Source organism: Bhargavaea cecembensis DSE10 (assembly GCF_000348905.1).
In the GTDB taxonomy this organism is placed as follows: domain Bacteria; phylum Bacillota; class Bacilli; order Bacillales_A; family Planococcaceae; genus Bhargavaea; species Bhargavaea cecembensis.
In genome coordinates this window covers 37,990-62,217 of sequence record NZ_AOFT01000016.1, presented here as the reverse complement: position 1 = coordinate 62,217, position 24,228 = coordinate 37,990, and the positions used below count along the sequence as shown (strand labels likewise).

Genomic DNA, 24,228 nt, shown 5'->3' with positions numbered 1-24,228 from the left:
GAAGGCGACACAGGAACACCGTACGGTGTCTAATCACCTGAATCGTGAGTTCCAGCAGGATGAGCCGGGTAAGGTCCTCCTGACTGATATTACTTATCTGTATCACGGCAAAGGCCAACCTGCCTACCTATCGGTTGTGAAGGACGTGGCGACCAAGGAAATCCTCGCTTATGAACTGACGACCAGCCTTTCCATGCCAATCGTGTACCGGACGCTGGACAAGCTTGAAGAAGCTCTTGGAGATAATCTACATCCGGAAATCGTCCTTCATTCAGACCAAGGATTCCACTACACCCATCCCGAGTATCAGAAACGCCTCAAAGATCTCAACATCAAACAATCAATGTCCCGAAAGGGAAATTGTTGGGACAATGCGCCGATGGAATCCTTCTTCGGTCATATGAAAGATGAAATTGACTACAGGCAATGCCAAACCTTCGATGAGCTCAAACAACTGGTGGATGAGTATATTTTCGAGTACAACAACCACCGGTATCAATGGAATCTAAAAAAGATGACTCCGGCACAATACCGGAGTCATCTCATCGCCGCATAAGCAGGGTCTTTTATTAAACTGTCCGCTTTATAGGGTTCGGTTCAGATTTAGCGGACGGGGTGTTTTTGTGCATCTGCCAGGAAGCCGTCAATCTGATTCCGGTGATGGCGGTCGTGATCGATAAAGTCTCTGACGACGGAAATCAGCGTATAAGGCAAGCCGCTATGCGGAGAGTGGGTTTCCCCGTTTGATGCCGCTGGTCTTTCGAGCACTTCTGCCGGGAGTTCCAAGAGGCGGGAAACCAGCTGATGCCGCTGATCCTGTGCTTGCGCAATCAGCCTGCCGGCGGTGACCGTATCGGCATAGGACGCTGCCCGTTCATTAAATGGACCGAACTCCGGAAACTCCATCTCCTCTCCATCCAGCACGGCCGGGATCACCCGGCCCATCAGGTGCTCATCCCACTTCAGGATATGGGCGATGATTTCAATTGACGACCATTTCCCTTCCGCAATCGGTTCCTTCAACACGTGCGGCTCGACGGCCCTGATCTCTTCCAGCCAGTCGGAATACGCTCTGAAGCTGCGGATGACTCTCTCTGTTTCTCTATCAGGTTCCATCTCTCATACCCTCTCCCCTTAACAGATTCCATTCTCACAAATTCATTCGCCAACGCGCTCAGCTTCCCCTTCAATCGCCCCGGTGCCGGCTTAAAGCCGGAATAGACTGTGGTTGATAGGAGGTGAAAATCATGACTCAGTACAAAGAGTGTGTCAACCTGTTCCTTGCCGCGATCCTGGCGGGCTATGCCCTTCTCGGGCTGTTCCTGATCGTTCCGGCTGTCCTCGGGGGATTAGGCACACTTTTCACCCTGTTGGTGATCATCGTGGTGATCCTGATCGTCCTGTTTGCACTGGCGATCATCTTCAAGGCGCTGGCCAAACTGTTTAAGTTCGGTAAATATTGACCGATGAAGGCGGCTGTCCCCCCGGGGGCAGCCGTTTTTCATTTATTCCTCTACTCATACGTCATGTATAATGGAGCCAAGCAACTTTCGAGGGTGTGGATGTATGGATGATCGCAATATTCGGCGGGACAAGCACCCGGACCGGGAAGAGGACCGCAAACTTCCTCGTGAAGAACGGGATCTCATTCAGGAAAATGAGTATGCGGATGATGATTACATAGAGGAAGATGACGTCTGGGAGCCCGACGAGTGGGTTGTCTGGGACGCCATCGCAGAAGGCGATGTCCTCGATGAGGAGGAGTCCGTCGAAGACGACTTTTACGACTACGATGAGCCGGCTGACCGCCAGCCAACCTCTGAAGAACCGGAAGACCCGGAAGATGAGGATATCAGAAGGCTCGTGCTCGAGGCCCAGCGGGAAGCCTTACTGAAGGAGCGGACTGAGGAAGTGCCACGCCGGGGTCCATCATTCGGTACGAAGGCGATGATCTGGATCATCTCGCTGATGATGGTCGTCAGCACATTTGCGTTCGTCCTGGAGCTGTTCCCGCTGTCGGCGGTCGACTTCCTGCGCACGTCCTCCCAGCTATCCCAGCAGGAGACCGTACAGGCACAGAAGGAATCGGTCGTCTCCGTCGTCACCCCGGACGGTTCCGGAACGGGCTTCATCATTTCCGAAGACGGAACGATCCTGACGAACCATCACGTGATCGAAGGGTACGACCGGGTATCGGTCGTCCTCTCGGATGACCGGCGCTTCATGGCGGACGTGAAGGAGTCCTATCCGGAATCCGACATGGCTGTGCTGGAGGCCGAAGATGAATCCGGCCTCCCTTCCCTGGAGCTGGCAGACTCCTTTACCTTGCAGGAAGGGGAACCGGTCACCTTCATCGGCAACCCGCTCAGCTTCCGCGGAGTGGCGAACAAAGGCCATGTGATCGGCCCGATCCGGGTGAGCGGTCTTGATGAACCGGTCATCATGATGGAGGCTCCTGTATACCGTGGGAACAGCGGCAGCCCTGTCCTTGATTCGGACGGACAGGTTGTCGGCATTGTCTTTGCAACGCTCAACCATGAAGAGGAAGGCACCGTCGGTCTGTTTGTTCCGGTTGATGAACTGCATCGGCAACGCCAGGAAAACCCATGAAAAAAGCGCAGCAGCCTGACAGTCAGGCTGCTGCGCTTTTTTTCATCATCAGGCAGTTTCTGTTTCCGCCGGCACACCATCCCCGTCCGGCTCGCCAAGTACCCCTTCCGACTGCGAGACGACAACCGCGGCGGCGGCATCTCCCGTGATGTTGACCGCTGTCCGCACCATATCGAGGAGGCGGTCGACACCGAGGACAAGTGCGATTCCTTCAACCGGCAGGCCGACAGACGTCAGCACCATGGCCAGCATGATGAGTCCGGCCCCTGGAACAGCTGCCGTTCCGATGCTCGCCAATACCGCGGTCAGAACAACTGTCAGGAGCGCGCCCATCGACAGGTCGATGCCGTAGGCCTGGGCGATGAAGACGACGGCCGCCCCCTGCATGATTGCCGTACCGTCCATGTTGATCGTGGCACCAAGCGACTGGGTAAAGGAGCTGATCGACTCCGGCACCTTTAGGCGCTCCTGTGCCATCTTCATGGAAACCGGCAGCGTGGCGGCGGAACTTGCCGTACTGAATGCCACGACCTGCGCCGGGAAAAAGTTCTTGAAGAACCAGATCGGATTCCGCTTGCCGAGCAGGGAAACCGCGCCGCCATAGATGACCAGGGTATGAATCAGGAGTGCCCCGAGAACAACCCCCATGTACATGCCCATCGCGCTGATCGCATCAAAGCCCTGGCTTCCGACCGCGGACGCAATCAGGCCGAATGCTCCGTACGGCGCAAACTTCATGATAAAGGTGATCAGATACATGATCAGGTCATTGGCCTGTTCCAGGACTTCCTTGACCCGTTCCACCTTTTTGCCGAGCATGGCGATGCCAAAACCGACCAGTGCAGAGAAGAAGATGAGCTGGAGCATATTTCCATCAGCCATCGCTGCAATCGGGTTTGTCGGGATGATACCGAGAAGCGTATCCATGACCGGCGGTGCTTCCTGGGCCTCGTAGCTGATGCCGGCCGTATCGAAGTCACCCGCAGCTCCAGGCTTCAGGACAAGTGCCAGAGTCAATGCGATAACAATTGCAACTGCAGTAGTGATGAGGAAAAATCCAAGTGTCTTCCCGCCGATCCGGCCCAGTTTCTTCGGATCCCCGATCCCCGCCGTGCCGAGCGCGATTGCGACGAACACGACCGGAACGACCAGCATCTTCATCAGATTCAGGAAGATCGTACCCAGCGGGCCGAACAGGTACGTGTCAACCGGACCAAATACATTCGGAGCGAACAGGTTGAGTGCAAGACCGACGATGACACCGGCAATCAGGGCAATAATAATGTTCCGCGCCAGTTTCATATTGATCCCTCCTTGTTCTACTTTATTCAGCAATCACCACAATAATGAAAGCGCTTTCTTTAATATTATCTTTAAATTCTGATATTGTCAATCTATGCGGATTGAAACATAAAAAAGCAGGTCCGTTTTATGACGGACCTGCGGCCAGCGCTTTCGGCTTTTTCCAGAAATAAGACAAGATCACACCCGCAGCCAGTGTGGCGGTCGCAAAGTAAAACGGATAGTCCAGCTGCATATCGAACAAAATGCCTCCGATGACCGGGCCGAACACGTTGCCGAGGCTGGTGAACATCGAGTTCATCCCGCCGGCGAAGCCCTGCTCATTCCCAGCCACTTTCGAGAGGTATGTGGTGACCGCCGGACGCACGAGGTCGAAGCCGACAAACACGGTCATTGTCACGAGCAGGATCATGAAGTAGGAACTGACCAGCGTGACGCAGTATACAAGCACCGCAGAGACAATCAGACACCAGCGGACCAGGCGGATCTCACCGAGCCATTTGTTGAGCCGGTCGAACAGAAACACCTGCGCGACCGCTCCGACAACGCCCCCGCCCGTGACCATGATCGCGATATCCTTCGGCGTGAAGCCGTATTTATGATCGGTATAAAGCGCAAACAGCGATTCGAATGCCGCCAGCCCGAACGAAAGGATGAAAATGATGACGAACGCGATGAAAAACACGGGTGCGAAGATTTTGCGGATGCCTGTCGTCCCCGGCACCATTTCTTCCGCTTCCGCCTTCTGACGCTTCGGCTCGCGAAGAGCGGCCATGGAAAACAGCGCGGCGATGAATGCTAGGCCGAATGCGGCAAAGAAAGGGACGCGCGTGCCGATTTCGGCCAGGAATCCGCCGAATCCGGGACCGACGATGAAGCCGGTCGAGATGGCGGCAGACATATAACCGAGCGCCTTCGGCCGTTCGTCGATTGTCGTGATATCCGCGATAAATGCCGTGACGGCCGGCATGATGAATGCCGCACTGATCCCGCCGAGGAGACGCGAGACAAACAGCAGCGAGATGGACTGCGCAAGGCCAAACAGCAGCTCGGATAAGCTGAACAAAATCAGGCCGACCACGATCATCCGCTTGCGGCCGTACTTGTCAGTCCATTTCCCGGCTATCGGTGACACGATCAGTTGGGTCAGTGCAAATGCCGCGACAAGATTGGCAGCGGCCGAACCGCTCAGCCCCAGCTCGTTGATGAGGGCGGGCAGCACCGGGATGACCAGCCCGATGCCCATAAAGGCGATGAACAGGTTGATGAGAACCGTCGTGAGCATGATGTTTTTCTTCATGAAGTTTTCCCCTTTGATTCCGGTTCTTTCTATCATATCCGGACACGGGCGTTTTTCGCCACTTTGGGGGTCGGTGTTTGCGAGAGTTCTGTTTCATGCCCAGAGAGTGATGATGATCGGCACGAAAGTTAAGTTTAGACGCCTGATCGTTTAGGTTCATCCCCTGAGTGGGATGATTGGCGGATTGTCCGCATGTTTACCCGCCGGCGGGACTCAGGAAAGCGCCCAATGGCTCCAGGGCTCCGCTCTTGGCGGCAGGCTTGTGACGGACACGGGCTCCTTTTTTACCGGATGGGTAAGGGCAAGAGACCTTGACCAGAGCGCGATCTGCTGGCCCGGGCGGTTGACGGAAGCACCGTATTTCTGGTCTCCGTAGAGCGGGCAGCCGACCGATGACAGCTGGACACGGATCTGGTGGGGACGCCCGGTCTCCAGGCGGACGGAGACAAGTGTCAGATCCCCTTTCCTCCCGAGCACTTCATAATCCAGCACCGCCTTTTTCGCATCCTTCACCCCCGGCTTCACGACAGACACCTTGTTCTCTTTTTTATCCTTGAGGAGATGATGCTCGAGACGTCCCTTGTCCTTTGGCGGAGTGCCGCGGATCACCGCGATGTATTCCCGGTCCATGTCGCGGCGGCGGAGCGCGTCGGACAGGCGGGAAGCCGCCTTGGATGTCTTTGCGAACACGATGGCACCGCCGACCGGCCGGTCCAGCCGGTGGACAAGGCCGAGATACACATTGCCCGGCTTATTGTCCCGTTCCTTGATCATCTCCTTTAGTGCCGTCAGAAGGTCTTGATCTCCTGTCCGGTCTTCCTGGACAGGCATATTTACGGGTTTTTCCACGACCAACAGATGATTGTCTTCAAAAAGTATCGGGATATTCATCGTCATTCTCCTTATCATTCAATATGGAGGAATCAGGAGTCCTCCAGCACTTCCATCAGCACCACTGCCTGATTGTGCGTTTCATCCTTCGCCCCGTAGAGCAGCGTTGCGTTTCCCCTGTTTTCGGCAACGATCTTTTTCAGTCTCTCCAGCCCGCTTTTCTGTATGCCGCCAGCTAGCTCGTCCAGATACCGTTCCCTGAATTCACCGAACCGGTCCTGATCGTGCCCGAACCATTTGCGGAGATCGGCGGAAGGTGCGACTTCTTTCATCCAATGATCAAGTTTCGCCTCTTCCCGGGAAACGCCCCGCGGCCAGACCCGGTCGACGAGAATCCGGATTCCATCGTCTTCTGATGCACCTTCATAAATGCGCTTGATGGACACAGGCATACCCATCCCCCCGGCCCCGTTTACTGAGTGCCGAGCCCACACAAACCGCGGCACTCCCGTATCCATTTTAGCAGAGGCGGGTTGCCTGCTGTCTGTTATACTGGACGGAGTTGCCGCCATCCGGCGGACCACCTCAGATCAAGGAAGGTACCGACCATGAGCTCACTACTTCACCGAATCGAACAGAGCCTCACGAACCTGTCCGGCGCCGAACGCGCCATCGGAGAATACATCCTGAAGCACCCCGAACTGATTCCGAACATGACGACCCGGGACCTGTCCAAAAACAGCGGCGTCAGCGAATCCAGTGTTGTCCGATTCTGCAAATCGATCGGCATCGGCAGCTTCAAGTCCTTTAAGCTGGAACTCGTCAAGGACCTGACACTTACCGGCATGAACCTGACCGATTTCGAGATTCTCCACCAGCAGGACGAGCCGTACGACCTGTTCCGGAAAGTCGCCCACGTCAACAAGTCGGCCATCGAGGCCATCCCGTCCTCGCTCGACCGCAAAGAATTCGAAAAGGCAGTCGGCGTACTGAAGGACGCGGGACGGCTCCTGTTCTACGGCGTGGGCGGGTCCGCAACGGCTGCCATGGATGCCTATTATAAATTCACGAAACTCGGATATCCGTGCCAGAGCCACCATGACTTCCACTTCATGCTGTCGGCGATTCCCTACCTGGACGAACGCTCCGTGTTTTTCGCAATCAGCAACTCTGGAAAGACCAAAGACATCCTGGAGCTTGCGCGCTTCGCAAAATCCAAAGGTGCGACAGTCATTGCCATCACCAATCTGGACAAGTCCCCGCTCTATAAGGAAGCGGATATCCGGCTCTGCACGCCGGTCGTGGAACAGGACCACCGGATCGGCAGCATCCCGTCCAGAATGACACAGCTGACAATCATCGATGCACTCTACCTCAGTGTTTTCCACGCAAAAGGCGAATCCGTCATCGATCAGTACCATGAGGCCCGGAATGAAGTCATCCGCCTCCGCAGATAATCCCCGGCTAAGGAATTGGCTAACCGCCCATTCCTTCCGGGGATTTTTTCGACACATAAAGAATTAATATTCTCCATATTGACATTTAATTTCTTTTTAATAGAATGAATCCATGAAACATAATTTCATAACAGTAGGTGAAGACATGCTGGAAAAACTCACGACAGAGTCAAGAAACCCGAAGAGCATGAACATCGATACGCTTCCGGTCAGGGAGCGCCTGCTGCTCATGGTCGAAGAGGATGCCGGGATCCCTGAAGCGATCCGGCAACAGATCGATCCGATTGAAAACGCTGTCAGCCTTGTGATTAATGCGTTCCAACAGGGTGGCCGCCTGATTTATGCCGGCGCAGGGACGAGCGGCCGGCTCGGCATACTTGATGCGTCCGAGTGCCCGCCGACTTTCGGAGTGGACCCGGGCATGGTCCGCGGTCTGATCGCGGGCGGCGAACAGGCGATTACGACTGCGATCGAAGGGGCCGAAGACGATGCAGGACAGGGTGCCGAAGACATCGCTTCCCTGTCTGTTGGTCCGGATGATGTTGTTGTCGGGATTGCCGCAAGCGGACGGACGCCATATGTCATCGGCGTACTGAACCGCGCCAGGGAATTGGGCGCGAAGACCGTTGCCCTCAGCAACAACAAGGGATCCGACATCGGCCGCATCGCCGATGTTGCCATCGAGGTCGTGACCGGGCCCGAAGTCATCACCGGCTCGACACGCCTGAAAGCCGGAACTGCCCAGAAGCTGGTGCTGAACATGATTTCCACCATCGCCATGACAGGAATCGGAAAAGTGTACGGCAACCTGATGGTCGATGTTCAGCCGACAAATGAGAAACTGGTCAAACGCGCCAAGCACATCATCATGGAGGCCGCAGATGTTGACTTTGAGACGGCGGAAGAGGCTTACGAAAAAGCAGGAGAACAGGTCAAGCCGGCCATCGTCATGCTGCTTCTCGGCTGCTCGCTCGAGGAGGCAAATGAACGGTTAAAAGAGGCGAAGGGGTTTATCAGGGAAACTCAGAGATAATCTGGAGGGGAAATGATGAAAAAAGAAGAAAAGCTCGCAAGGGGGATCCTGGACCATATCGGCGGCGGGGACAACATCCGTTCCTTCACCCACTGCATGACCCGCGTCCGGCTGGATCTGAAAGATGAGGGCAAAGCCGATATCCAGGCACTGAAAAACATCGACGGGGTCATGGGGGTCATCGAGGACGAGACCCTGCAGGTCGTCGTCGGCCCGGGCACCGTGAACAAAGTGTCCGACCAGATCACCAAGATGACAGGCAAGCGGATGGGGGAAACCGTGGATGCCAATGAAGATGATGCCGTCAGCCTTAAAAAGGCGGAGCTGAAAAAGAAAAACAACACGCCCGTCAAAAACCTGCTCAGGAAAATCGGGAGCATCTTCATTCCGCTTATTCCTGGTCTGGTCGCATCCGGGATCCTAAACGGGGTCGCAGGATTCGCCAAAAACGCCGGAGTGGATCCGACACTTACATGGATCCAGATCTTCACCCTTCTCGGCAGCAGCATCTTTGCTTACCTGGCGATTGTTGTCGGCTGGAACACGGCAAAGGAATTCGGCGGAACGCCGGTCCTCGGTGCCATCGCGGGGATCATCACCATCCACCCCGGCCTTGCGGACATCGTCCTGTTCGGCGAAAACCTGTTGCCCGGGCGGGGCGGCCTGTTCGGTGCCATGTTCGCCGCCTGGCTGATGGTCGTCTTTGAACGCTTCTACAGAAGATTCGTTCCGAATGCCGTGGACATCATCATCACGCCGCTGTTCACTGTACTGACGGTCGGTTTGCTGACGATCGTTGCGGTCATGCCGGCGGCGGGCGTCCTCTCCGACGGCATCACTACCGGCATCCATGCCGTCCTTGACGTCGGCGGTGCAGTTGCAGGCGGCATCCTGGCCGGATTCTTCCTGCCGCTCGTCATGGTGGGCCTTCACCACGGGCTGACCCCGATCCATATGGAACTGATCAACTCCGTTGGCGCGACGTCCCTCCTCCCGATCCTGGCGATGGCCGGGGCCGGACAGGTCGGCGCATCGATTGCGATCTATGTGAAATCCCGGAACCAGCGCCTGAAGAACGTCATTAAGGGCGGCCTCCCGGTAGGCTTCCTCGGAATCGGGGAACCGCTTCTGTACGGGGTCACACTCCCGCTAGGCCGGCCGTTTATCACCGCCTGCCTGGGCGGGGCTGTCGGCGGTGCCTACCAGGCGATCATGCACACAGCGGCCGGCGGTATCGGGGTGTCGGGGATCTCCCTGATCCCGCTGATCGCGGACAACAAATACCTGATGTATTTCATCGGGCTCGTCATCACCTACACGGCCGGATTCATCTTCACGTATTTCTTCGGCTTCAATAAAGAGATGGACGAAAACTTCTGATTCAAGACACTGCATCAAAGGAGGCAGGAGGATGTGGACCGCTGGCTGAATGGCGGACCGCTCCCCCTGCTTTTGTCAATTTGCGCCCCATAAAGAAAGGAAGCTGTTTATGCTTGGAATCTCTGTCTACCTGAATGAACCGCCTGCTGAAAACCAGGAAGCCCATATCCGGAAGATGCGGTCTGCCGGGTTCCGCGGCATCTTCACTTCTCTCCATATTCCCGAGGATGACCCTGGCCAATATGCCGACCGTCTCAGAGCGCTCGGCCAGCTCGCTGCATCCAATAAAATGGAACTGACCGCTGACATCTCCCCTGCTTCCCTCGGCCATCTCGGCCTGACGTTCAAGACGGCGGACCGTCTGCTTGACTGGGGAGTCACGGGACTGCGCGTAGATTATGGGATCAGCGAAGAAGAGACGGCCGCCCTGTCCCATCGGATGACGGTTGCCCTGAACGCCAGCACGCTCACCGGAGAAAGCATCCGCAGGCTGAAGGAATGCGGCCTCCGGCTTTCTGCCGCTGAAGCATGGCACAATTTCTACCCGCGGCCTGAAACCGGGCTCGGATGGGAAGATTTCACCGAGCGGAACCGGTGGCTCCGGAGCGAAGGCCTGAAAGTCATGGAATTCGTTCCCGGGGACGGCGAACGGCGCGGGCCTCTGTACAAGGGGCTTCCGACACTTGAAGCCCACAGGGACCGCACTTCTTTCTCCGCTTATCTCGACCTCCTGAACAGCGGTTGCGTGGACCACATCTATATCGGTGATCCCTCAATGAGCGGACACTCGCTTGAACAGTTCAACTGCCACGCGGAAGGCATCTTCCTGCTCAGGGCTGCTCCGGCTTTCCCGGATGCACAGGCCGCCCTGCCCGGAACCGGCCATACAAACCGGCTGGATGCCGCCCGTGATGTCATCCGATCCGCAGAGTCCCGGCTGTACGGCAATGCCGGAGACCGGCCGGTCGAACCCGCAAATACAGCGGCGCGGCCTGTCGGAGCGGTCACGATCGACAATTCCAGGTACGGACGGTATCAGGGAGAGCTCCAGATCACAAAACGGGATCTGCCATCGGATGAAAAAGTGAATGTCGTCGGACGGATCATTGAAGATGACCTGCCGATCCTGCCTCATATCCGGGGAGGTTCCGCGTTCCGGATCCGGATGGAGGAGCGCCCTCAAGCATAGGCCGATTCTGCTATACTATTGAGCAGAATCCGCCAGGAAGAAGGAATGGATATGTTCAAGACAATCGGAATCCTCGCTCACGTGGATGCAGGCAAGACAACATTTTCCGAGCAGCTGCTCTATCATATGGAAGCGATCCGGACCAGGGGACGGGTCGACCACCAGGATGCGTTCCTCGACAGCCATGACATCGAGAAAAACCGGGGCATCACCGTATTCGCCGACCAGGCCGTGTTCCGCTATAACGGGACCAAGTACACGCTGATCGACACGCCCGGGCACGTCGACTTCTCACCCGAGATGGAGCGGGCGATCCGGGTGATGGATGCGGCGATTCTGGTCGTCAGCGCAGCCGACGGCGTGGAAGGCCACACCGAGACGGTCTGGGACCTGCTGCGCAAGCACGGTGTCCCGACATTCATCTTCATCAACAAAACCGACCGGGAAGGCGCGGACCGGGAAACAGCCCTGACCGAGATCCGGAAGTCTCTATCAGAAGATGCGGTCCTCCTGGATGACGGACTGACCCCTGATGTCATCGAGTGGCTGGCGGAGCGGGATGAAGCGCTTCTTGAGCATTACCTTGAGGAAGGCTTCGATGAGGAAGTTTGGATCCGGGCCATGCGCCGCATGACGGGTTCAGGACGGATTTTCCCTGCAGGAAGCGGCTCCGCGCTTAAGGATGTCGGCATCACCGGATTTTTCTCCCGGCTGGACCGGCTGTCCGGCGGAACACCCAATGATGCGGCCGGGCCGTTAGCCGCAAGGGTCTATAAAATCCGCCATGAAGAAGGCGGACAGCGCATTACCTTCCTGAAATTGACCGGCGGCAGGCTGGCGGTGCGCGATGAAGTCCTGATTGCAGGAGAACCGCAAAAAGTAACGCAAATCCGGAAGTACAGCGGCCACAAATATACCGTCCAGGACACGGCCGTTTCCGGAGAACTGGTTGCAGTCATGGGGCTGACCGGGCTTGAGGCCGGCGATCCCCTGGGGGCAGAAACAGGACGGGCCCCCTTTTCCCTGACCCCTTCCCTGTCGGCCGCAGTCCGTTTTGCCGACTCCATTCATCCGAAGGACATGCTCGCCCATTTCATGCAGCTGGATGCCGAGGACCCTTCCCTCTCCGTCACCTGGGATGAGCCTGCCAGGGAAATCCGCGTGCATGTCATGGGGCTGATTCAGCTGGACGTGCTCAAGGAAGTGGTCCTCGATCGGTTCGGAGCGGATATCACCTTCGGAGAGCCATCCATCCTCTACAAGGAAACGGTCCGCTCTTCCGTCAGGGGCTACGGCCATTTTGAGCCGCTCCGGCATTACGCGGAAGTCCATCTGGGCATTTCCCCGGCAGAGCGCGGGACGGGCATCGCTTTCAGGAGCGACTGCCATCCGAATGAACTGGCCCCCGGCTACCAGAACCTCGTCGGCCAGGCGCTCACCGAAAAGCCGCACCGCGGCCTGCTTACGGGATCACCGCTCACGGATTTGAACATCACTCTGATCACAGGCAGGGCGCACAACGAACACACATCCGGCGGAGACTTCAGGGAAGCGTCCCTCCGTGCCCTCCGGCAAGGCCTTGAAAAGGCGGACAATATTTTGCTTGAGCCGGTTTACGACGTGAGGATCAAAGTGTCAACCGGACTGATGGGCCGGGTGCTGAACGATATCCGGAAAGCGCACGGACAGTTCGGTGATCCGGAGACCGAAGCAGACACCGTCCGCATCACTGCGCGCGTCCCTGTCGCCACATTCATGAACTATCCGGCTGAATTCGCTTCCTTTACCAACGGCAAGGGTGCCATTACACTGCGTCCCGGCGGCTATGAAGAATGTCACAACACTGAAGAAGTGGCGGAACGGACCGGCTATGACAAAGATGCCGATCCCGACTATTCCTCTTCTTCGATCTTCTGCGCCAAGGGCAAGGGCTATTCCGTTCCCTGGCATGAAGCAGAGGCAGCGATGCACCTGTTGTGAACACCTTCCGTATTCTGTACCGGGGACGGGTGCCCCTTTTGGTGAAGCGGGTGCACTTTTTTTGAAGGCGAGTGCTTCAATAACCCCCTCGAGTGCACAAAAGCTACATCATCATGGCGACTCTGATTTTCACCAACCGAAAAAAAGCCGTCCGGCAGACTCTTCTGCCGGACGGCTTTTGTGATCCCCTTACTTGTCTAATCCCAGAGTCTTTTTCACTTTGCCGACGGCTTCTTCCAACAACTTGTCCTGGACGACTGCCTTGTCGGGATCCCACTGGCTGCCCTGCGGAAGCCCAAACTGGAAAGCCTCACAGTACGGAGCAGGCCGGTCCATCATGTACTCCACGATTTCGTTTTTGATGAAATCGCGGGCTTCCTGCGGCGTGCGCTTGCCCGTGACCACCTCATGCATCATGTTCAGTGACAGGGTATTGGCCCCTTCATTGTCGCAGTGGACCGACACCTCACCCTTTGTCCGGTCGACCACCAGGCTGCCCTCCAGCTCCCCGATCAGGCCGACTTTATCCGCCGGCACATGATAATCGATCGTCTGCTCCAGGCAGTCGACGTGCGGTTCCGGGAAGTCATGCGGAATTTCTTCTTTGAATACGACTGTCCGCTTCCACGGCCCGTTGTTGTACCAGGTCAGCCGATTGACTGTCGCTTCATTCGGCTGACCATAGAATTTCACCATCGTCTCCGCAGAAGCTTTTGGTGTCGCCGGCCAGAGAGAGATAATTTCCTTTACCAGCTTTTCGTCCACCCGCTCATCTGCGGCAAGCGGCTCGCTTTTTTTCGTGGTATGGAGCTTCACGTTCGCCGCCATTGCAGTTGCGGCCAATTTCAGCCTGTCCTTCCCCGGCACGTTCTTTGCATACGTCTGCTTTTGGTTCCGTGTCATGATTCGTCCTCCCATCAATTCAGTCTAGTCTTGTCATTGCCGGTTTTGCCTTTAATAAACAAAACGAGTCAATCCGTTTGCCCGGCTCTGATTCCGGAAGTAGACTGGCAGTAGCAGGAACGGGAAAGGAGCCATCCTTATGGAACGATTTAAAATTGACCGGTCGAAAGGAATGGAGGTCGGCCTCTATTCACTTGGCGACCATATGATGAACCCCCATAACGGCGAGAAGATCAGCGCAGAACAGCGCATCCGGGAAATCATTGACGCCGCAAAGCTGGCGGATGAAGCCGGCCTGGACGTGTTCTCTGTCGGCGAAAGCCACCAGCGCCACTTTACCACCCAGGCCCACAGTGTCGTCCTTGGTGCGATTGCACAGGCGACCAAACGGATCAAGATCGCGAGTTCTTCGACTGTACTGAGCGTCTGGGAGCCGGTACGCGCCTACGAAGATTTCGCGACGATCGACCTGATCTCCGGCGGACGGGCTGAAATCGTTGCGGGCCGCGGATCCAGGACCGGCGCGTTCGACCTGCTCGGCTATGATCTGAACGACTACGAAGCGCTGTTCGAGGAAAAGCTCGATCTTCTCCTGAAATTGAACGAGGCGGATGGCCCCATCAGCTGGGAAGGCGATTTTCGCCCTCCACTCCGGAGCGCGGAGATCTACCCGCAGCCAAAGGACGGACAGCTTCCGATCTGGCGTGCAGTCGGAGGGCCTCCGCAAAGCGCGATCAAAGCCGGCTATGCGGGCGTCCCCATGATGCTGGCGACACTCGGCGGGCCGGCAATGAACTTCACGGTGTCTGTTGACGCTTACCGGGAAGCTGCCCAGCGGAGCGGGCATGATCCAAACCGTCTCCCGATCGGAACGACAAGCCTTTTCTACACGGCTGAAACCACCCAGGACGCACTCCGCGAGTACTACCCTCATCTGCACTATGGTTTCATGGCGATCCGCGGCGGCGGATATCCGAAACAGCAGTTTGAACAGGCTGTTGACCACCGCGATGCCCTGATGATCGGAAGCCCGCAGCAGATCATCGAAAAGATCCTTTATCAGTACGAACTTTTCGGCCATCAGCGCTTTATTGCGCAAATTGATTTTGGCGGGGTGCCGTTTGACAAAATTGCGAAGAACATCGAGCTGATCGCAACGGAGATCATGCCGGCAGTAAAAAAGTACACAAAAGCAGACAACAATTAAAATAGCCTTCCGGTTCGTCTGTACGAACGGAAGGCTTTCGCTTTGTCTATAGAGTTCTTATCACGGCGCGAACATATTGATCGTTGTGATGATAATCGGCGCACCGAACAGGACATCCTGCAGGAAACCGCCGACGATCGGCACGACGAGGAACGCCGTGCGGGACGGGCCGAACTTGTTGACTGTCGCGCCCATGTTCGCCATCGCGTTCGGCGTAGCACCGAGCCCGTGGCCGAGCATGCCGGAAATCATGACGGCTGCATCGTAGTCCTTGCCGAGGAAGCGGAAGACAACGAAGACCGCAAACAAAATGATGAAGGCCACCTGTACGAGCACAATGCCGATCAGCGGAAGCGCCAGTCCGACAACTTCCCAGATCTTGATGCTCATCAGTGCCATCGACAGGAAGATTGCCAAGGAGATTTCCCCGATCAGGTTGATCTCTTTCATGTTGACAGTGCCAGGGAGCGCACGGTCCACAAGGTTCCGGACGATAACTGCGACGAACATCGCTCCGATATAGGCCGGCAAGACAAAGCCGGTTGCCTCAGAGAAAATTTCCCCGATGTACGTTCCGCCTGCCATCGAAAGGGTGATCAGTGCAATCTGAATCATGAACGAGCGCTCAGTGACCGGTTTTTCCGCCTCTTCAACGTACTCTTCCACTTTTCCTTCAGCCGGTTTCAGGTCATGCTTTCTGATGAGGAACCTGGCGACCGGGCCACCGGAAAGGCTTCCGGAGATCAGGCCCAGCGTGGCTGCCGCCATCCCGATCGTCACTGCTGAATCAATGCCGAGCTCTGAAATCGTCTGCCCGTAAGCGGCTGCACCACCGTGTCCGCCGCTCATCGTGACGGCACCGCTCATGACTCCGAGGAGCGGATCGATACCGAATACTTTGGCAAGCGAGACACCGATGACGTTCTGCATGAAGATGAGGATTCCACAGAAGATCAGGTAAATGATCAGGAGCTTCCCGCCCAGTTTAATGAGCTTCATGCTGGCTCCAAGCCCCACCGTCGTAAAGAATGCGACCATGAAGAGGGACTGCAGGGAAGTATCCAATGCAATTTCAACGACGCCCGTCGTTTGGAGAATAAAGGCGAGGATGGCGAAAATCAGGCCGCCGACAACAGGTGCCGGAATCAGGAACCGGTCAAGAATGCCGATCCGGTTGACGAGGGCCATTCCCAGCAGGTAGAGGGCCACTGCCAAGAACAGTGTAGAAATCTGGTTGATCTCAATCATAACTTTGTCACCTTTCGCAAAAAATTTATACGGTTTCCGGACCCGGCCCGCATCCGATCAGTGTCGGATCCCCCCAACAGGCCCTGCACGGTCCGGAAAACCGTTCGAAATAGCGTTTTCAAATATAGCTGAACGCGATTTTATCTATTGGTGCTTTACCCCTTGCTTGCTGACTCAACCCATCGCGAAAACAAAACCAGCGGAAATTCATGGAATCGCTTTCGTAATTGTTAAATGAACGCTTCTTTAGCGATGCACTGTTTTAAAGTATAATCAGTCACGCTAATTTTTTGCAATAGAAAACGCAGAATCCGTACTATTCCAAAAAGTAAATCCGCTAATATTTACTAGGCGCGGAAATAAAAAGAGACGGTTCCATACCTTTAAAAGGTACGGAACCGTCTTTTCAGATCCATGGAATCAGTTGTCGTAAGCGTTCAGCGCGTTCACGCTATGCGCGATTGCCGAACCGGCTTTGAGCGCAACCGCGACGAAGATCGCCTCGGAAAGCTCTTCAAGAGTCGCTCCCGCTTTCTTCGCGTTTTTCGTGTGGAGGTCGATGCAGTAGGCGCAGCCAGTGGTATGTGCCGAAGCGACTGCGATGAGTTCCTTTTCTTTTACGCTCAGTTTGCCGGCTTTGAGCGCAGCGCCGTCGAACTTAACAAACGTTTTGAAGGACTCTTCGTCCAGCTCTGCGAATTCCGGCAGGCGGTTAAAGTAAGACGCTTTGTAGAACTCCCCGTCACCGTTGCCGTCGTAGGCATTCAGTCCGTTCACTCCGTGGGCAAGCGCAGAGCCCGCCTTGAGCGCGGTTGCGACAAAGATCGCTTCTGCCACTTCTTCTTTGGAGGAGTCGTTTTTCTTGGCATTGCCGACATGCAGGTCGATGCAGTACGGGCAGCCAGTAATATGAGCGACCGCAACCGCGATCAGTTCTTTCAGTTTGACGGATAGTTTTCCTTCTGCCAGTGCCTGGTCATTGAACTTGAAGAAGGTTTCAAACGCTTCCGGAGCGTATTGTTTCAGTTCAAAAATTCTTCCGAAGTATTCTTTTTTGTACAGGCTGTCTGTTTTAGTAGTAGATGTCATTCCAAATCTCCCCTTTTCCTCGTTTCTTACTGATTGACCCCGGCGGGCAAGAAGACGGATCCGCATCCGCAGCATGGACCGGCAATGAAAAAGCCCCTTCCGATGAGGAAGAGGCTGTATGTAATCGGCCTTCCTCATCTTTCAAGCATGCGCTTGCTGGAGTGAGCACCTTGTTACCACGTAACGGTTGCTGCGGGATCTGCGGACCAGTTTCCTCCCCCGGCTCTTGATAAGGTTAAAGTCTATTCAATTAGTAAGATTATCCTAAGCATATCGAACCCCGATTAGTCTGTCAACGTGAAATTTTCAATCGACTCTTGGGGCAATGTCATATGGTTAGCTGAAATACCATTTCCACAACGCAAAGCCGATGATGACATAAATGATGACAAAACCGTAAAGCCAGACGGACAGCATTTCATTCACAAACATGCCTACTCCTCCTCATTGCCTCTGTTCGGCGCTGGCCAGCCGGGTCGCTTTCTTATCCGCCGCCAGGACATTGGCCAGCACAACCATGCTGGCAATGCCGATTCCTGTCGCCACCGCGCCGGCTGTCATCGTACTCGGAATCAGGCCGCCAAAGTACAGAATCAGATAGGCCGAAAGTCCGATGATCATCGATCCTTCCGCTGCCCTTGCAGAAGCTTTCCGTTTCCCGTACACCGCATATAAAATCGGGCCCAATGTTCCGGCGGCAACGCCGGAAATGCCGATCCACATGACATCGCCCATATACACGGGCGGTTTCATGACGATGAGGAGGGCGATGATTCCCACAAGAGGGACAGTCAGCCTGCTGATCTGCAGGGCAATCTTCTCCGCCTTTTCCTCATCGACGCGGACATACCCCCGCCTGACAAGGAATTTCAGGAAAATATCGTTTGCAAAAACAGTGGAAATCGAAACGAACAGCCCATCGGTCGTTGACATGGCCGCAGCCAGGATCACGACACCGAACAGTGCGACAATCACAGCGGGAAATGCCCACGCCACATATTCCATCAGAGCCAGGTCAGCCACGACCTCAGCGGAGCCCAATGCCACCCTGCTGTACAATCCTCCGAAGAGCACCAACACGCTGAGCGAAGCCGTTATTACATAAGTCAGGATCATTTTCCCCAAATCTTTTTCGCTTTTGATGCCCAGAACTTTATTAAAGAGATGAGGCGCCGAAGCAAAGGCCCACTGGATACAGATCGCGCCAATCACCGCGCCGATCGAATAGAAGTGTGCGGAATCCGGATTAAAGACGGCCACCAGGTTCCCATCCTGCGCTGCCAGATTGTCGGCGATTCCGGCAAACGTGGCTGTGATGCCGTCCTTCCAGAAGATGACGATCCCCGATATGAAGATGACAATCCCTGCAATCGCCATCAGGATCACCTGAACGGCGTCCGTATAGATGTCCGCGAACGCACCGCCGCCGAAAACATACAGCACGACAATGGCGGTGATCAGAATCAGCCCGGTGCGGTATTCCATCCCCAATAAATATTCAAATATCCTGGCTCCCGCCACAAACTGGGCTGCAATATAAAAGATGTTGAAGAGCAGGATCAGGCCGGTTCCTACACGAAGCAGGTCGCTATTGTAATAATCCCCCAGCCAATCCGGCAACGAGAGGGATTTCTGCTCTTCGTTCAGCGATCGGATCTTTTTGGCGACCATCAGAACACCAAGCGCCCCTCCTCCGATCATTGCCAGCGCCAGCCAGAGGTTCGTGAGCCCCCACTCATGTGACCAGCCGGGATAGCCGAGAAAAGTGGCCGCACTCAGATAAGTCGCAGCAAAGGACAGTCCCAGCACGACGGGCCCGAGACTCCCTCCTCCAATCGCGAAATCCCTGATATTCTTCGTTTTCTTCGTTCCGATGTAACCGAGAAAGAGCATGATTGCCAAAAATGCAATAAACCCGATCCATGTAAAAAGTGTGACAGTATTCATAGAATCCCTTCTTTTCCGTTACTACTTCACCAATGTTGAAATCTGCCTTGCGGGGTGGCTGTCAGGAAGGTAAGAGGAACCTGTGCCGAAGAGATTTTCCCGCAATGTCTTCCCTTCATATTCTGTCCGGTAGATTCCCCGCTTCTGCAATTCCGGAACGACATGGTCCACGAACTCACGGAAGGTCTCCAGCGAATAGCTTTGTGCGATATTGAAGCCGTCTGCATCCCCCACTGTTGCCCACTCCTCGATGCGGTCCGCAATCTGTTCGGGAGTCCCGATAAATTTGGCGGTTCCGTTGCCGAGGCCATGGTTCAGCACCGCCTCCCGCAGCGTCCATTTCTTGTTCGGGTCTTTCGTGTACATATCCAGATTCCCCTGCACGGCATCCGTTTCGATGTCCTCGATGTACTGGTCGGGATCATATTGGGAAAAGTCGATTCCCGTATGGCCGGAAAGAAGCGCTGCCGTGCCTTCATAGCTCACATGGTTTTTCAGATCTTCGTGTTTCTGATAGGCCTCTTCCTCCGTGGACCCCACAATCGGAAGGACCATCGGGAAAATGCGGATATCATCCGGATTCCTGCCAAAAGCGGCAGTGCGTCTGCGAAGATCCGCGGAGTAGTCCTTGAGCGCCTGCAGGGAATGGCCCTTCGTGAATACCGCTTCCGCATGCTTGGCGGCAAAATCCCGTCCGCGCGGCGAGGCCCCTGCCTGGAACAGGACCGGCGTCCGCTGAGGGGATGGCTCCGTCAGATGGATTCCCGGGACGTCAAAGAATTCCCCGTGATGCCGGATCGCGTGAACCTTGGAAGGATCGGCAAATGTGTCCCCTTCTCTGTCATAGACCACTGCACCGTCTTCCCAGCTATGCTCCCAGAGTTTATACACCACTTCCAAAAATTCATCCGCACGGTCGTAGCGCTGGCTTTTCGGCAGACGTCCGGACAGCCCCAGGTTGACTGCTTCGCTTTCCAGGTAGGATGTGACGACGTTCCATCCAAGCCGGCCTTCCGTCAGGTGATCCAGCGTTGAGAGCTGGCGCGCCAGTGCGTAAGGCTGCGCATAGGTCGTTGAAACCGTCGGTGCAAAGCCGATATGCTCGGTCACCTGTGCCATTGCTGAAATGATCAGTAGCGGGTCATGGGCAGGCAGCTGCACAGCATGGCGGACGGCTGCCTCATGGCTGTTTCCGTATTTCGAATACGTTCCAAGAACATCCGCGATGAATACCGCATCAAACAGCCCCCGTTCCAACACTTGGGCTGTTTCCGTCCAGTAACTCAGCCGATTATGCTTCGTCCCCTCGTCTTTTTCATGCTTCCACAGACCGGTCGAATGCGGAGATGGCGAGTTTTGAACAAAGCCGTTTAAATGAATCTGTTTTTTCTTCCCCATCAATGGATTCCCCTTTCAGAATCACTCTTACCAACCTTCCGAATAAGATAAATCGGGATCATGCCTGTCACATGCTGCCCCGAAGCACCTCTTGGACAAGCAAAAACCCCTTCCCGGGGGGAAGAGGCAATATCTATTCCACCCTCATCTTTCAAGCATGCGCCTGCTGGAATGAGCACCTTGTTACATCCGTAACGGTTGCTGCGGGATCTTGGGACCAGATTCCTCCCCCGACTCTCGATAAGGTAACACTTTATTCGGTTAGTAAGGTTAACCCCATGTTATAGATATTAAATAAATCAGTCAACGGGGAATATTTAAAATGGTAAAAAAGGACGATGCATGCCTGGTGGCATGCATCGTCCCGTTTTATGAGTCATCAGAAGTTGGACAGCCTATGATGACCGGATTTTATTGATTAATAGCCGTCTGTTTCCCGGCCCTTTTCTATTGCTTCATCAACCGCTTCATTCTGGGCGTTTGTGCCGCCTTCGCCGTATTTCGACTTGATGCCGGCTTCCTGGCCAGGGATACGGTTGTCATCGCCTTTTTCTTCGAGCTCTTTCATCTTCGCTTCGATGCCTTCCTTCACACGGCGGCCGTAGTCTTCGTCCGCCTGTGTGAAGTGGTGGATCATCGCTTCCTGGATGCGCTCATCACAGATTGAGAGCACATCGGAAAGGTTGGCGATGAGTTCTTCGCGCTCCCACTCTTCGAATGCGCGGTAGGTCTCGCCGGCCTGGCCGTAGTTGTTCGGACGGTCGATCGGCTCGCTCATGACCTTGCCGCTGTATTCAGGGTTGTGAGGCGTGCGCTCGGACTTGTCCGCTTCCTCCAGTCCGCCGACCATCGACGGCTCGTAGTTGATGTGCGGGTTGCCGCCCGCTTCTTCCGGCGTCCGCATGCTCATCTGGCCGCGGTGCTGGTTCGTGCGGACCTTTGCTTTCGGCGCGTTGACCGGAAGCTGCAGGTAGTTGGCGCCCACACGGTAACGCTGCGTATCGGAGTACGAGAACGTGCGTCCCTGGAGCATCTTGTCATCGGAGAAGTCCATACCGTCAACGAGGACGCCGGTACCGAATGCGGCCTGCTCGATCTGTGCGTGGAAGTCGGTAGGGTTTTCGTTCAGGACCATCTTGCCGACCGGCAGCCAAGGGAACTTGTCCTCCGGCCAGAGTTTCGTGTCATCCAGCGGGTCGAAGTCGAGTTCCGGATGGTACCCGTCTTCCATGATCTGCACGTAGAGCTCCCACTCAGGGTATTCTCCGCGCTCGATCGCCTCGTAGAGGTCCTGGGTCATGTGTCCGACGCTCTTGCCCTGGATCTCCATTGCCTCTTTCGTCGTCAGGTTGCGGATGCCCTGTTTCGGCTCCCAGTGGTACTTGACGAGGACCGCTTCACCTTTGTCATTGACCCACTTGTATGTGTTGACGCCCGATCCCTGCATGTGGCGGTACGTCGCGGGACGGCCCCAAGGAGAGAACAGGAATGTGATCATATGTGTCGCTTCAGGCGAGCGGGATACGAAGTCGAACATGCGGCGCGGGTCCGGAACGTTCGACGCCGGGTCTGCCTTGAAGGCGTGGATCATGTCAGGGAACTTCATCGCGTCACGGATGAAGAAGATTTTCAGGTTGTTCCCGACGAGGTCCCAGTTGCCGTCTTCGGTATAGAACTTCACCGCGAAGCCGCGTGGGTCACGGTCGGTTTCAGGCGCATCCTTCGAGCCCGCAACCGTGGAGAAACGGACGAGTACAGGCGTCTTCTTGCCTGCTCCCTGGAATACTTTCGCGCGGGTGTATTTTTCGACCGGCTCGTCACCGACTTTTCCGTATGTCTCAAAATAACCGAATGCGCCTGTGCCGCGTGCGTGAACGACGCGCTCCGGCACCTCTTCCCGGTCAAAGTGCGACATCTTCTCGATGAAGTGATAGTTCTCCATCATTGCAGGACCGCGGTTGCCGAGCGTTTTGATGTTCTGGTTGTCGATTACGGGATGTCCCTGGCGAGTCGTCAGCGCCTCGCGTTCCTCATTTGAACCATTCATCTTTTTGTCTTCCGCCAACATGAAAACCTCCTTGTGATCATCGATACCCTTATACTACCTGTTTTCAGAATGTTTTTAAAGCAGTAAGGGCCTGTTTGTTTAGAATAAGTTTCTGTCTAGAATTATTCTAAACAACTTCAAACCAAGTATAATCAACCTCCGAAAAACTTGCAAACGATTTGAGCCGGACAATTGATTAATTTACCCGTTCTGAATGCTTTTATGCATTTTCTTCATCTAATGCGCAAAGTCTCTGCCCTTCTCGTATGTAAACGCGTCAGATTGAGAATACATTCACCTAAATGAGAGTGATATTTCCATATTTGTCAAGCGGGATGGTAATGCCATACTTCCTCTGCCATCGACTTGGTGACTTTCCCCTGTTCCTCGAGGTAATCGAGATGGCCGATGATTTCCGACATGACGAGCGGAAACTGTGTCCTGTACAGGTCCCGATAATACACTTCTGTAATTTGCGCAGGGACTGTGACACCGCTGCGAATCAGGCTTAAGAGCTTCTCGCACTTCCGGTCCATTCGGGAAATCCGTTCACGGACAAGGTCTTTCGTGTTGCGGACCGGTTCGTGATGGCCCGTGTAGAGGACATCCGCGCCCAGCCCGGCCAGCCTCTCGAGTGACCTGCGCTGCTGGCTGACCGACGGGAGCCGGCTCCCGTTGGGTGCGGGATCGATGATTGCATTGACGGAGGATCCTTCGATCAGCACATCTCCCGTAAATGCCGTCCTGCCATCCGCGTCCAGGAACGTGATGCTGTCCGGCGAGTGGCCCGGTGTCTCGACCACTTCGAAGCCAAAGACCCGGTCCCCTTCTCCGATTTCATTGATATCAGCCATGATCGCGTGCTGAGGCGTTTCCCGGATCGTCTGCTCAAGACGGGCAAAACGCTCCGCTCCCATGTTGCCGCCCCCCATCTCACGATACAGCCGCCTGAAAAACGCGAGCCGCATTTCAAGGAAATCCTTGTCCAGCCTCAATCTCGGAACGGCATCCCGGTGGGCATAAATCGGAACGGCTTTTTTCTCCAGCACCCTGGGAACGAGCCCCGCATGGTCCTCATGATGGTGCGTCAGCAAAATGGCATCCAGGTCCCCGATCTCCGCTCCGGCCTGCTTGAGTGTGTCTTGAAGCCGTTCCATGCAGTCGTACGTATCTATACCCGCGTCGATCAGAACCATCCCTTCCGGCCGTTTGATCAGGTAAAAGTTGATCGTCCTGAGTGTCGGATAAATGCCGGGCTGAACGATCGGATAAATGGTATATGTCTGTTGCCTGATGGCTTCTGCCAT

Annotated in this window: 21 protein-coding genes and 2 riboswitches; of the genes, 9 read left to right on the top strand and 12 right to left on the bottom strand. The window is 55.4% G+C overall.

Annotated elements, in window-relative coordinates; translation table 11 throughout:
- Window positions 1-556: IS3 family transposase (locus C772_RS13140; RefSeq protein WP_035002424.1), on the top strand; the 556-nt coding region annotated here is incomplete at its 5' end.
- A 47-nt stretch (window positions 557-603) separates the two neighbouring features.
- On the opposite strand, the gene C772_RS13135 is transcribed toward C772_RS13140, so the two are convergent.
- On the bottom strand, window positions 604-1,116 hold the full coding sequence (locus C772_RS13135) for a DinB family protein (RefSeq protein ID WP_008300690.1): 513 nt from the start codon (window positions 1,114-1,116) through the stop codon (window positions 604-606).
- Between the two features lie 131 nt (window positions 1,117-1,247).
- Here C772_RS13135 and C772_RS13130 point away from each other — a divergent pair, with 131 nt between their 5' ends.
- On the top strand, window positions 1,248-1,463 hold the full coding sequence (locus tag C772_RS13130; protein WP_008300688.1) for a hypothetical protein: 216 nt from the start codon (window positions 1,248-1,250) through the stop codon (window positions 1,461-1,463).
- A gap of 103 nt (window positions 1,464-1,566) precedes the next feature.
- Window positions 1,567-2,610 (top strand): S1C family serine protease, encoded by a 1,044-nt coding sequence (locus C772_RS13125; protein WP_008300687.1) that lies wholly within the window; start codon window positions 1,567-1,569, stop codon window positions 2,608-2,610.
- A gap of 48 nt (window positions 2,611-2,658) precedes the next feature.
- Here the strand turns inward: C772_RS13125 and C772_RS13120 are convergent, their stop codons facing one another.
- From C772_RS13120 to C772_RS13105, 4 genes are all read right to left on the bottom strand, one after another.
- The gene (locus C772_RS13120) at window positions 2,659-3,912 is read right to left on the bottom strand and encodes a dicarboxylate/amino acid:cation symporter (RefSeq protein WP_008300685.1); all 1,254 of its coding nucleotides are present in this window, start codon (window positions 3,910-3,912) and stop codon (window positions 2,659-2,661) included.
- Between the two features lie 127 nt (window positions 3,913-4,039).
- Complete coding sequence (norA, locus tag C772_RS13115) at window positions 4,040-5,212, bottom strand: multidrug efflux MFS transporter NorA (RefSeq protein ID WP_008300683.1); 1,173 nt, start codon at window positions 5,210-5,212, stop codon at window positions 4,040-4,042.
- Between the two features lie 213 nt (window positions 5,213-5,425).
- Window positions 5,426-6,103, bottom strand: coding sequence for an RluA family pseudouridine synthase (locus C772_RS13110; protein WP_008300681.1), 678 nt, complete (start codon window positions 6,101-6,103; stop codon window positions 5,426-5,428).
- A gap of 32 nt (window positions 6,104-6,135) precedes the next feature.
- Window positions 6,136-6,495 carry a DUF488 domain-containing protein gene (locus C772_RS13105; protein WP_035002414.1) on the bottom strand — a complete coding sequence of 120 codons (360 nt, stop codon included), beginning with the start codon at window positions 6,493-6,495 and terminating at the stop codon, window positions 6,136-6,138.
- A gap of 156 nt (window positions 6,496-6,651) precedes the next feature.
- Between C772_RS13105 and C772_RS13100 the strand changes: the two genes are divergently transcribed.
- The 5 genes from C772_RS13100 (at window position 6,652) to C772_RS13080 (ending at window position 13,082) form a co-directional block, all read left to right on the top strand.
- On the top strand, window positions 6,652-7,500 hold the full coding sequence (locus tag C772_RS13100; protein ID WP_008300678.1) for a MurR/RpiR family transcriptional regulator: 849 nt from the start codon (window positions 6,652-6,654) through the stop codon (window positions 7,498-7,500).
- A gap of 145 nt (window positions 7,501-7,645) precedes the next feature.
- The gene (gene murQ / locus C772_RS13095; RefSeq protein WP_008300677.1) at window positions 7,646-8,533 is read left to right on the top strand and encodes an N-acetylmuramic acid 6-phosphate etherase; all 888 of its coding nucleotides are present in this window, start codon (window positions 7,646-7,648) and stop codon (window positions 8,531-8,533) included.
- A gap of 15 nt (window positions 8,534-8,548) precedes the next feature.
- Window positions 8,549-9,913, top strand: coding sequence for a PTS transporter subunit EIIC (locus C772_RS13090; RefSeq protein WP_008300676.1), 1,365 nt, complete (start codon window positions 8,549-8,551; stop codon window positions 9,911-9,913).
- Between the two features lie 109 nt (window positions 9,914-10,022).
- On the top strand, window positions 10,023-11,102 hold the full coding sequence (locus C772_RS13085) for a DUF871 domain-containing protein (protein ID WP_008300675.1): 1,080 nt from the start codon (window positions 10,023-10,025) through the stop codon (window positions 11,100-11,102).
- A gap of 51 nt (window positions 11,103-11,153) precedes the next feature.
- Window positions 11,154-13,082 carry a GTP-binding protein gene (locus C772_RS13080; protein ID WP_008300674.1) on the top strand — a complete coding sequence of 643 codons (1,929 nt, stop codon included), beginning with the start codon at window positions 11,154-11,156 and terminating at the stop codon, window positions 13,080-13,082.
- 189 nt (window positions 13,083-13,271) lie between these two features.
- Here the strand turns inward: C772_RS13080 and C772_RS13075 are convergent, their stop codons facing one another.
- Window positions 13,272-13,985, bottom strand: coding sequence for a hypothetical protein (locus C772_RS13075; RefSeq protein WP_008300673.1), 714 nt, complete (start codon window positions 13,983-13,985; stop codon window positions 13,272-13,274).
- A 139-nt stretch (window positions 13,986-14,124) separates the two neighbouring features.
- Between C772_RS13075 and C772_RS13070 the strand changes: the two genes are divergently transcribed.
- Window positions 14,125-15,192, top strand: coding sequence for an LLM class flavin-dependent oxidoreductase (locus tag C772_RS13070; protein WP_008300672.1), 1,068 nt, complete (start codon window positions 14,125-14,127; stop codon window positions 15,190-15,192).
- 60 nt (window positions 15,193-15,252) lie between these two features.
- Here the strand turns inward: C772_RS13070 and gltS are convergent, their stop codons facing one another.
- From gltS to C772_RS13040, 6 genes are all read right to left on the bottom strand, one after another.
- Window positions 15,253-16,440 carry a sodium/glutamate symporter gene (gltS, locus tag C772_RS13065; RefSeq protein ID WP_008300671.1) on the bottom strand — a complete coding sequence of 396 codons (1,188 nt, stop codon included), beginning with the start codon at window positions 16,438-16,440 and terminating at the stop codon, window positions 15,253-15,255.
- Between the two features lie 420 nt (window positions 16,441-16,860).
- On the bottom strand, window positions 16,861-17,529 hold the full coding sequence (locus C772_RS13060; RefSeq protein WP_008300670.1) for a carboxymuconolactone decarboxylase family protein: 669 nt from the start codon (window positions 17,527-17,529) through the stop codon (window positions 16,861-16,863).
- A gap of 131 nt (window positions 17,530-17,660) precedes the next feature.
- A riboswitch (SAM riboswitch) is annotated at window positions 17,661-17,765 on the bottom strand.
- Between the two features lie 208 nt (window positions 17,766-17,973).
- Complete coding sequence (locus C772_RS13055) at window positions 17,974-19,476, bottom strand: sodium:solute symporter family protein (RefSeq protein WP_008300666.1); 1,503 nt, start codon at window positions 19,474-19,476, stop codon at window positions 17,974-17,976.
- A 21-nt stretch (window positions 19,477-19,497) separates the two neighbouring features.
- A complete protein-coding gene (locus C772_RS13050) occupies window positions 19,498-20,874 on the bottom strand; it encodes an LLM class flavin-dependent oxidoreductase (protein WP_008300664.1) in 1,377 nt (458 codons plus the stop codon).
- Window positions 20,875-21,015: 141 nt separating this feature from the next.
- Window positions 21,016-21,121, bottom strand: a riboswitch (SAM riboswitch).
- 171 nt (window positions 21,122-21,292) lie between these two features.
- Window positions 21,293-22,939, bottom strand: coding sequence for a catalase (locus tag C772_RS13045; RefSeq protein ID WP_035002413.1), 1,647 nt, complete (start codon window positions 22,937-22,939; stop codon window positions 21,293-21,295).
- 308 nt (window positions 22,940-23,247) lie between these two features.
- Window positions 23,248-24,228, bottom strand: a complete 981-nt coding sequence (locus C772_RS13040) for an MBL fold metallo-hydrolase (protein WP_008300661.1) — start codon at window positions 24,226-24,228, stop codon at window positions 23,248-23,250.

What these genes read in the sequence shown, in the direction of transcription:
- C772_RS13040 (WP_008300661.1), bottom strand. Translation starts at nt 24,228, where the DNA reads ATGGCAGAAGCCATCAGGCAACAGACATATACCATTTATCCGATCGTT.
- gltS (WP_008300671.1), bottom strand. Translation starts at nt 16,440, where the DNA reads ATGATTGAGATCAACCAGATTTCTACACTGTTCTTGGCAGTGGCCCTC.
- C772_RS13120 (WP_008300685.1), bottom strand. Translation starts at nt 3,912, where the DNA reads ATGAAACTGGCGCGGAACATTATTATTGCCCTGATTGCCGGTGTCATC.
- C772_RS13070 (WP_008300672.1), top strand. Translation starts at nt 14,125, where the DNA reads ATGGAACGATTTAAAATTGACCGGTCGAAAGGAATGGAGGTCGGCCTC.
- C772_RS13125 (WP_008300687.1), top strand. Translation starts at nt 1,567, where the DNA reads ATGGATGATCGCAATATTCGGCGGGACAAGCACCCGGACCGGGAAGAG.
- C772_RS13110 (WP_008300681.1), bottom strand. Translation starts at nt 6,103, where the DNA reads ATGAATATCCCGATACTTTTTGAAGACAATCATCTGTTGGTCGTGGAA.
- C772_RS13105 (WP_035002414.1), bottom strand. Translation starts at nt 6,495, where the DNA reads ATGCCTGTGTCCATCAAGCGCATTTATGAAGGTGCATCAGAAGACGAT.
- C772_RS13100 (WP_008300678.1), top strand. Translation starts at nt 6,652, where the DNA reads ATGAGCTCACTACTTCACCGAATCGAACAGAGCCTCACGAACCTGTCC.
- norA (WP_008300683.1), bottom strand. Translation starts at nt 5,212, where the DNA reads ATGAAGAAAAACATCATGCTCACGACGGTTCTCATCAACCTGTTCATC.
- murQ (WP_008300677.1), top strand. Translation starts at nt 7,646, where the DNA reads ATGCTGGAAAAACTCACGACAGAGTCAAGAAACCCGAAGAGCATGAAC.
- C772_RS13130 (WP_008300688.1), top strand. Translation starts at nt 1,248, where the DNA reads ATGACTCAGTACAAAGAGTGTGTCAACCTGTTCCTTGCCGCGATCCTG.
- C772_RS13135 (WP_008300690.1), bottom strand. Translation starts at nt 1,116, where the DNA reads ATGGAACCTGATAGAGAAACAGAGAGAGTCATCCGCAGCTTCAGAGCG.
- C772_RS13060 (WP_008300670.1), bottom strand. Translation starts at nt 17,529, where the DNA reads ATGACATCTACTACTAAAACAGACAGCCTGTACAAAAAAGAATACTTC.
- C772_RS13080 (WP_008300674.1), top strand. Translation starts at nt 11,154, where the DNA reads ATGTTCAAGACAATCGGAATCCTCGCTCACGTGGATGCAGGCAAGACA.
- C772_RS13075 (WP_008300673.1), bottom strand. Translation starts at nt 13,985, where the DNA reads ATGACACGGAACCAAAAGCAGACGTATGCAAAGAACGTGCCGGGGAAG.
- C772_RS13055 (WP_008300666.1), bottom strand. Translation starts at nt 19,476, where the DNA reads ATGAATACTGTCACACTTTTTACATGGATCGGGTTTATTGCATTTTTG.
- C772_RS13050 (WP_008300664.1), bottom strand. Translation starts at nt 20,874, where the DNA reads ATGGGGAAGAAAAAACAGATTCATTTAAACGGCTTTGTTCAAAACTCG.
- C772_RS13090 (WP_008300676.1), top strand. Translation starts at nt 8,549, where the DNA reads ATGAAAAAAGAAGAAAAGCTCGCAAGGGGGATCCTGGACCATATCGGC.
- C772_RS13085 (WP_008300675.1), top strand. Translation starts at nt 10,023, where the DNA reads ATGCTTGGAATCTCTGTCTACCTGAATGAACCGCCTGCTGAAAACCAG.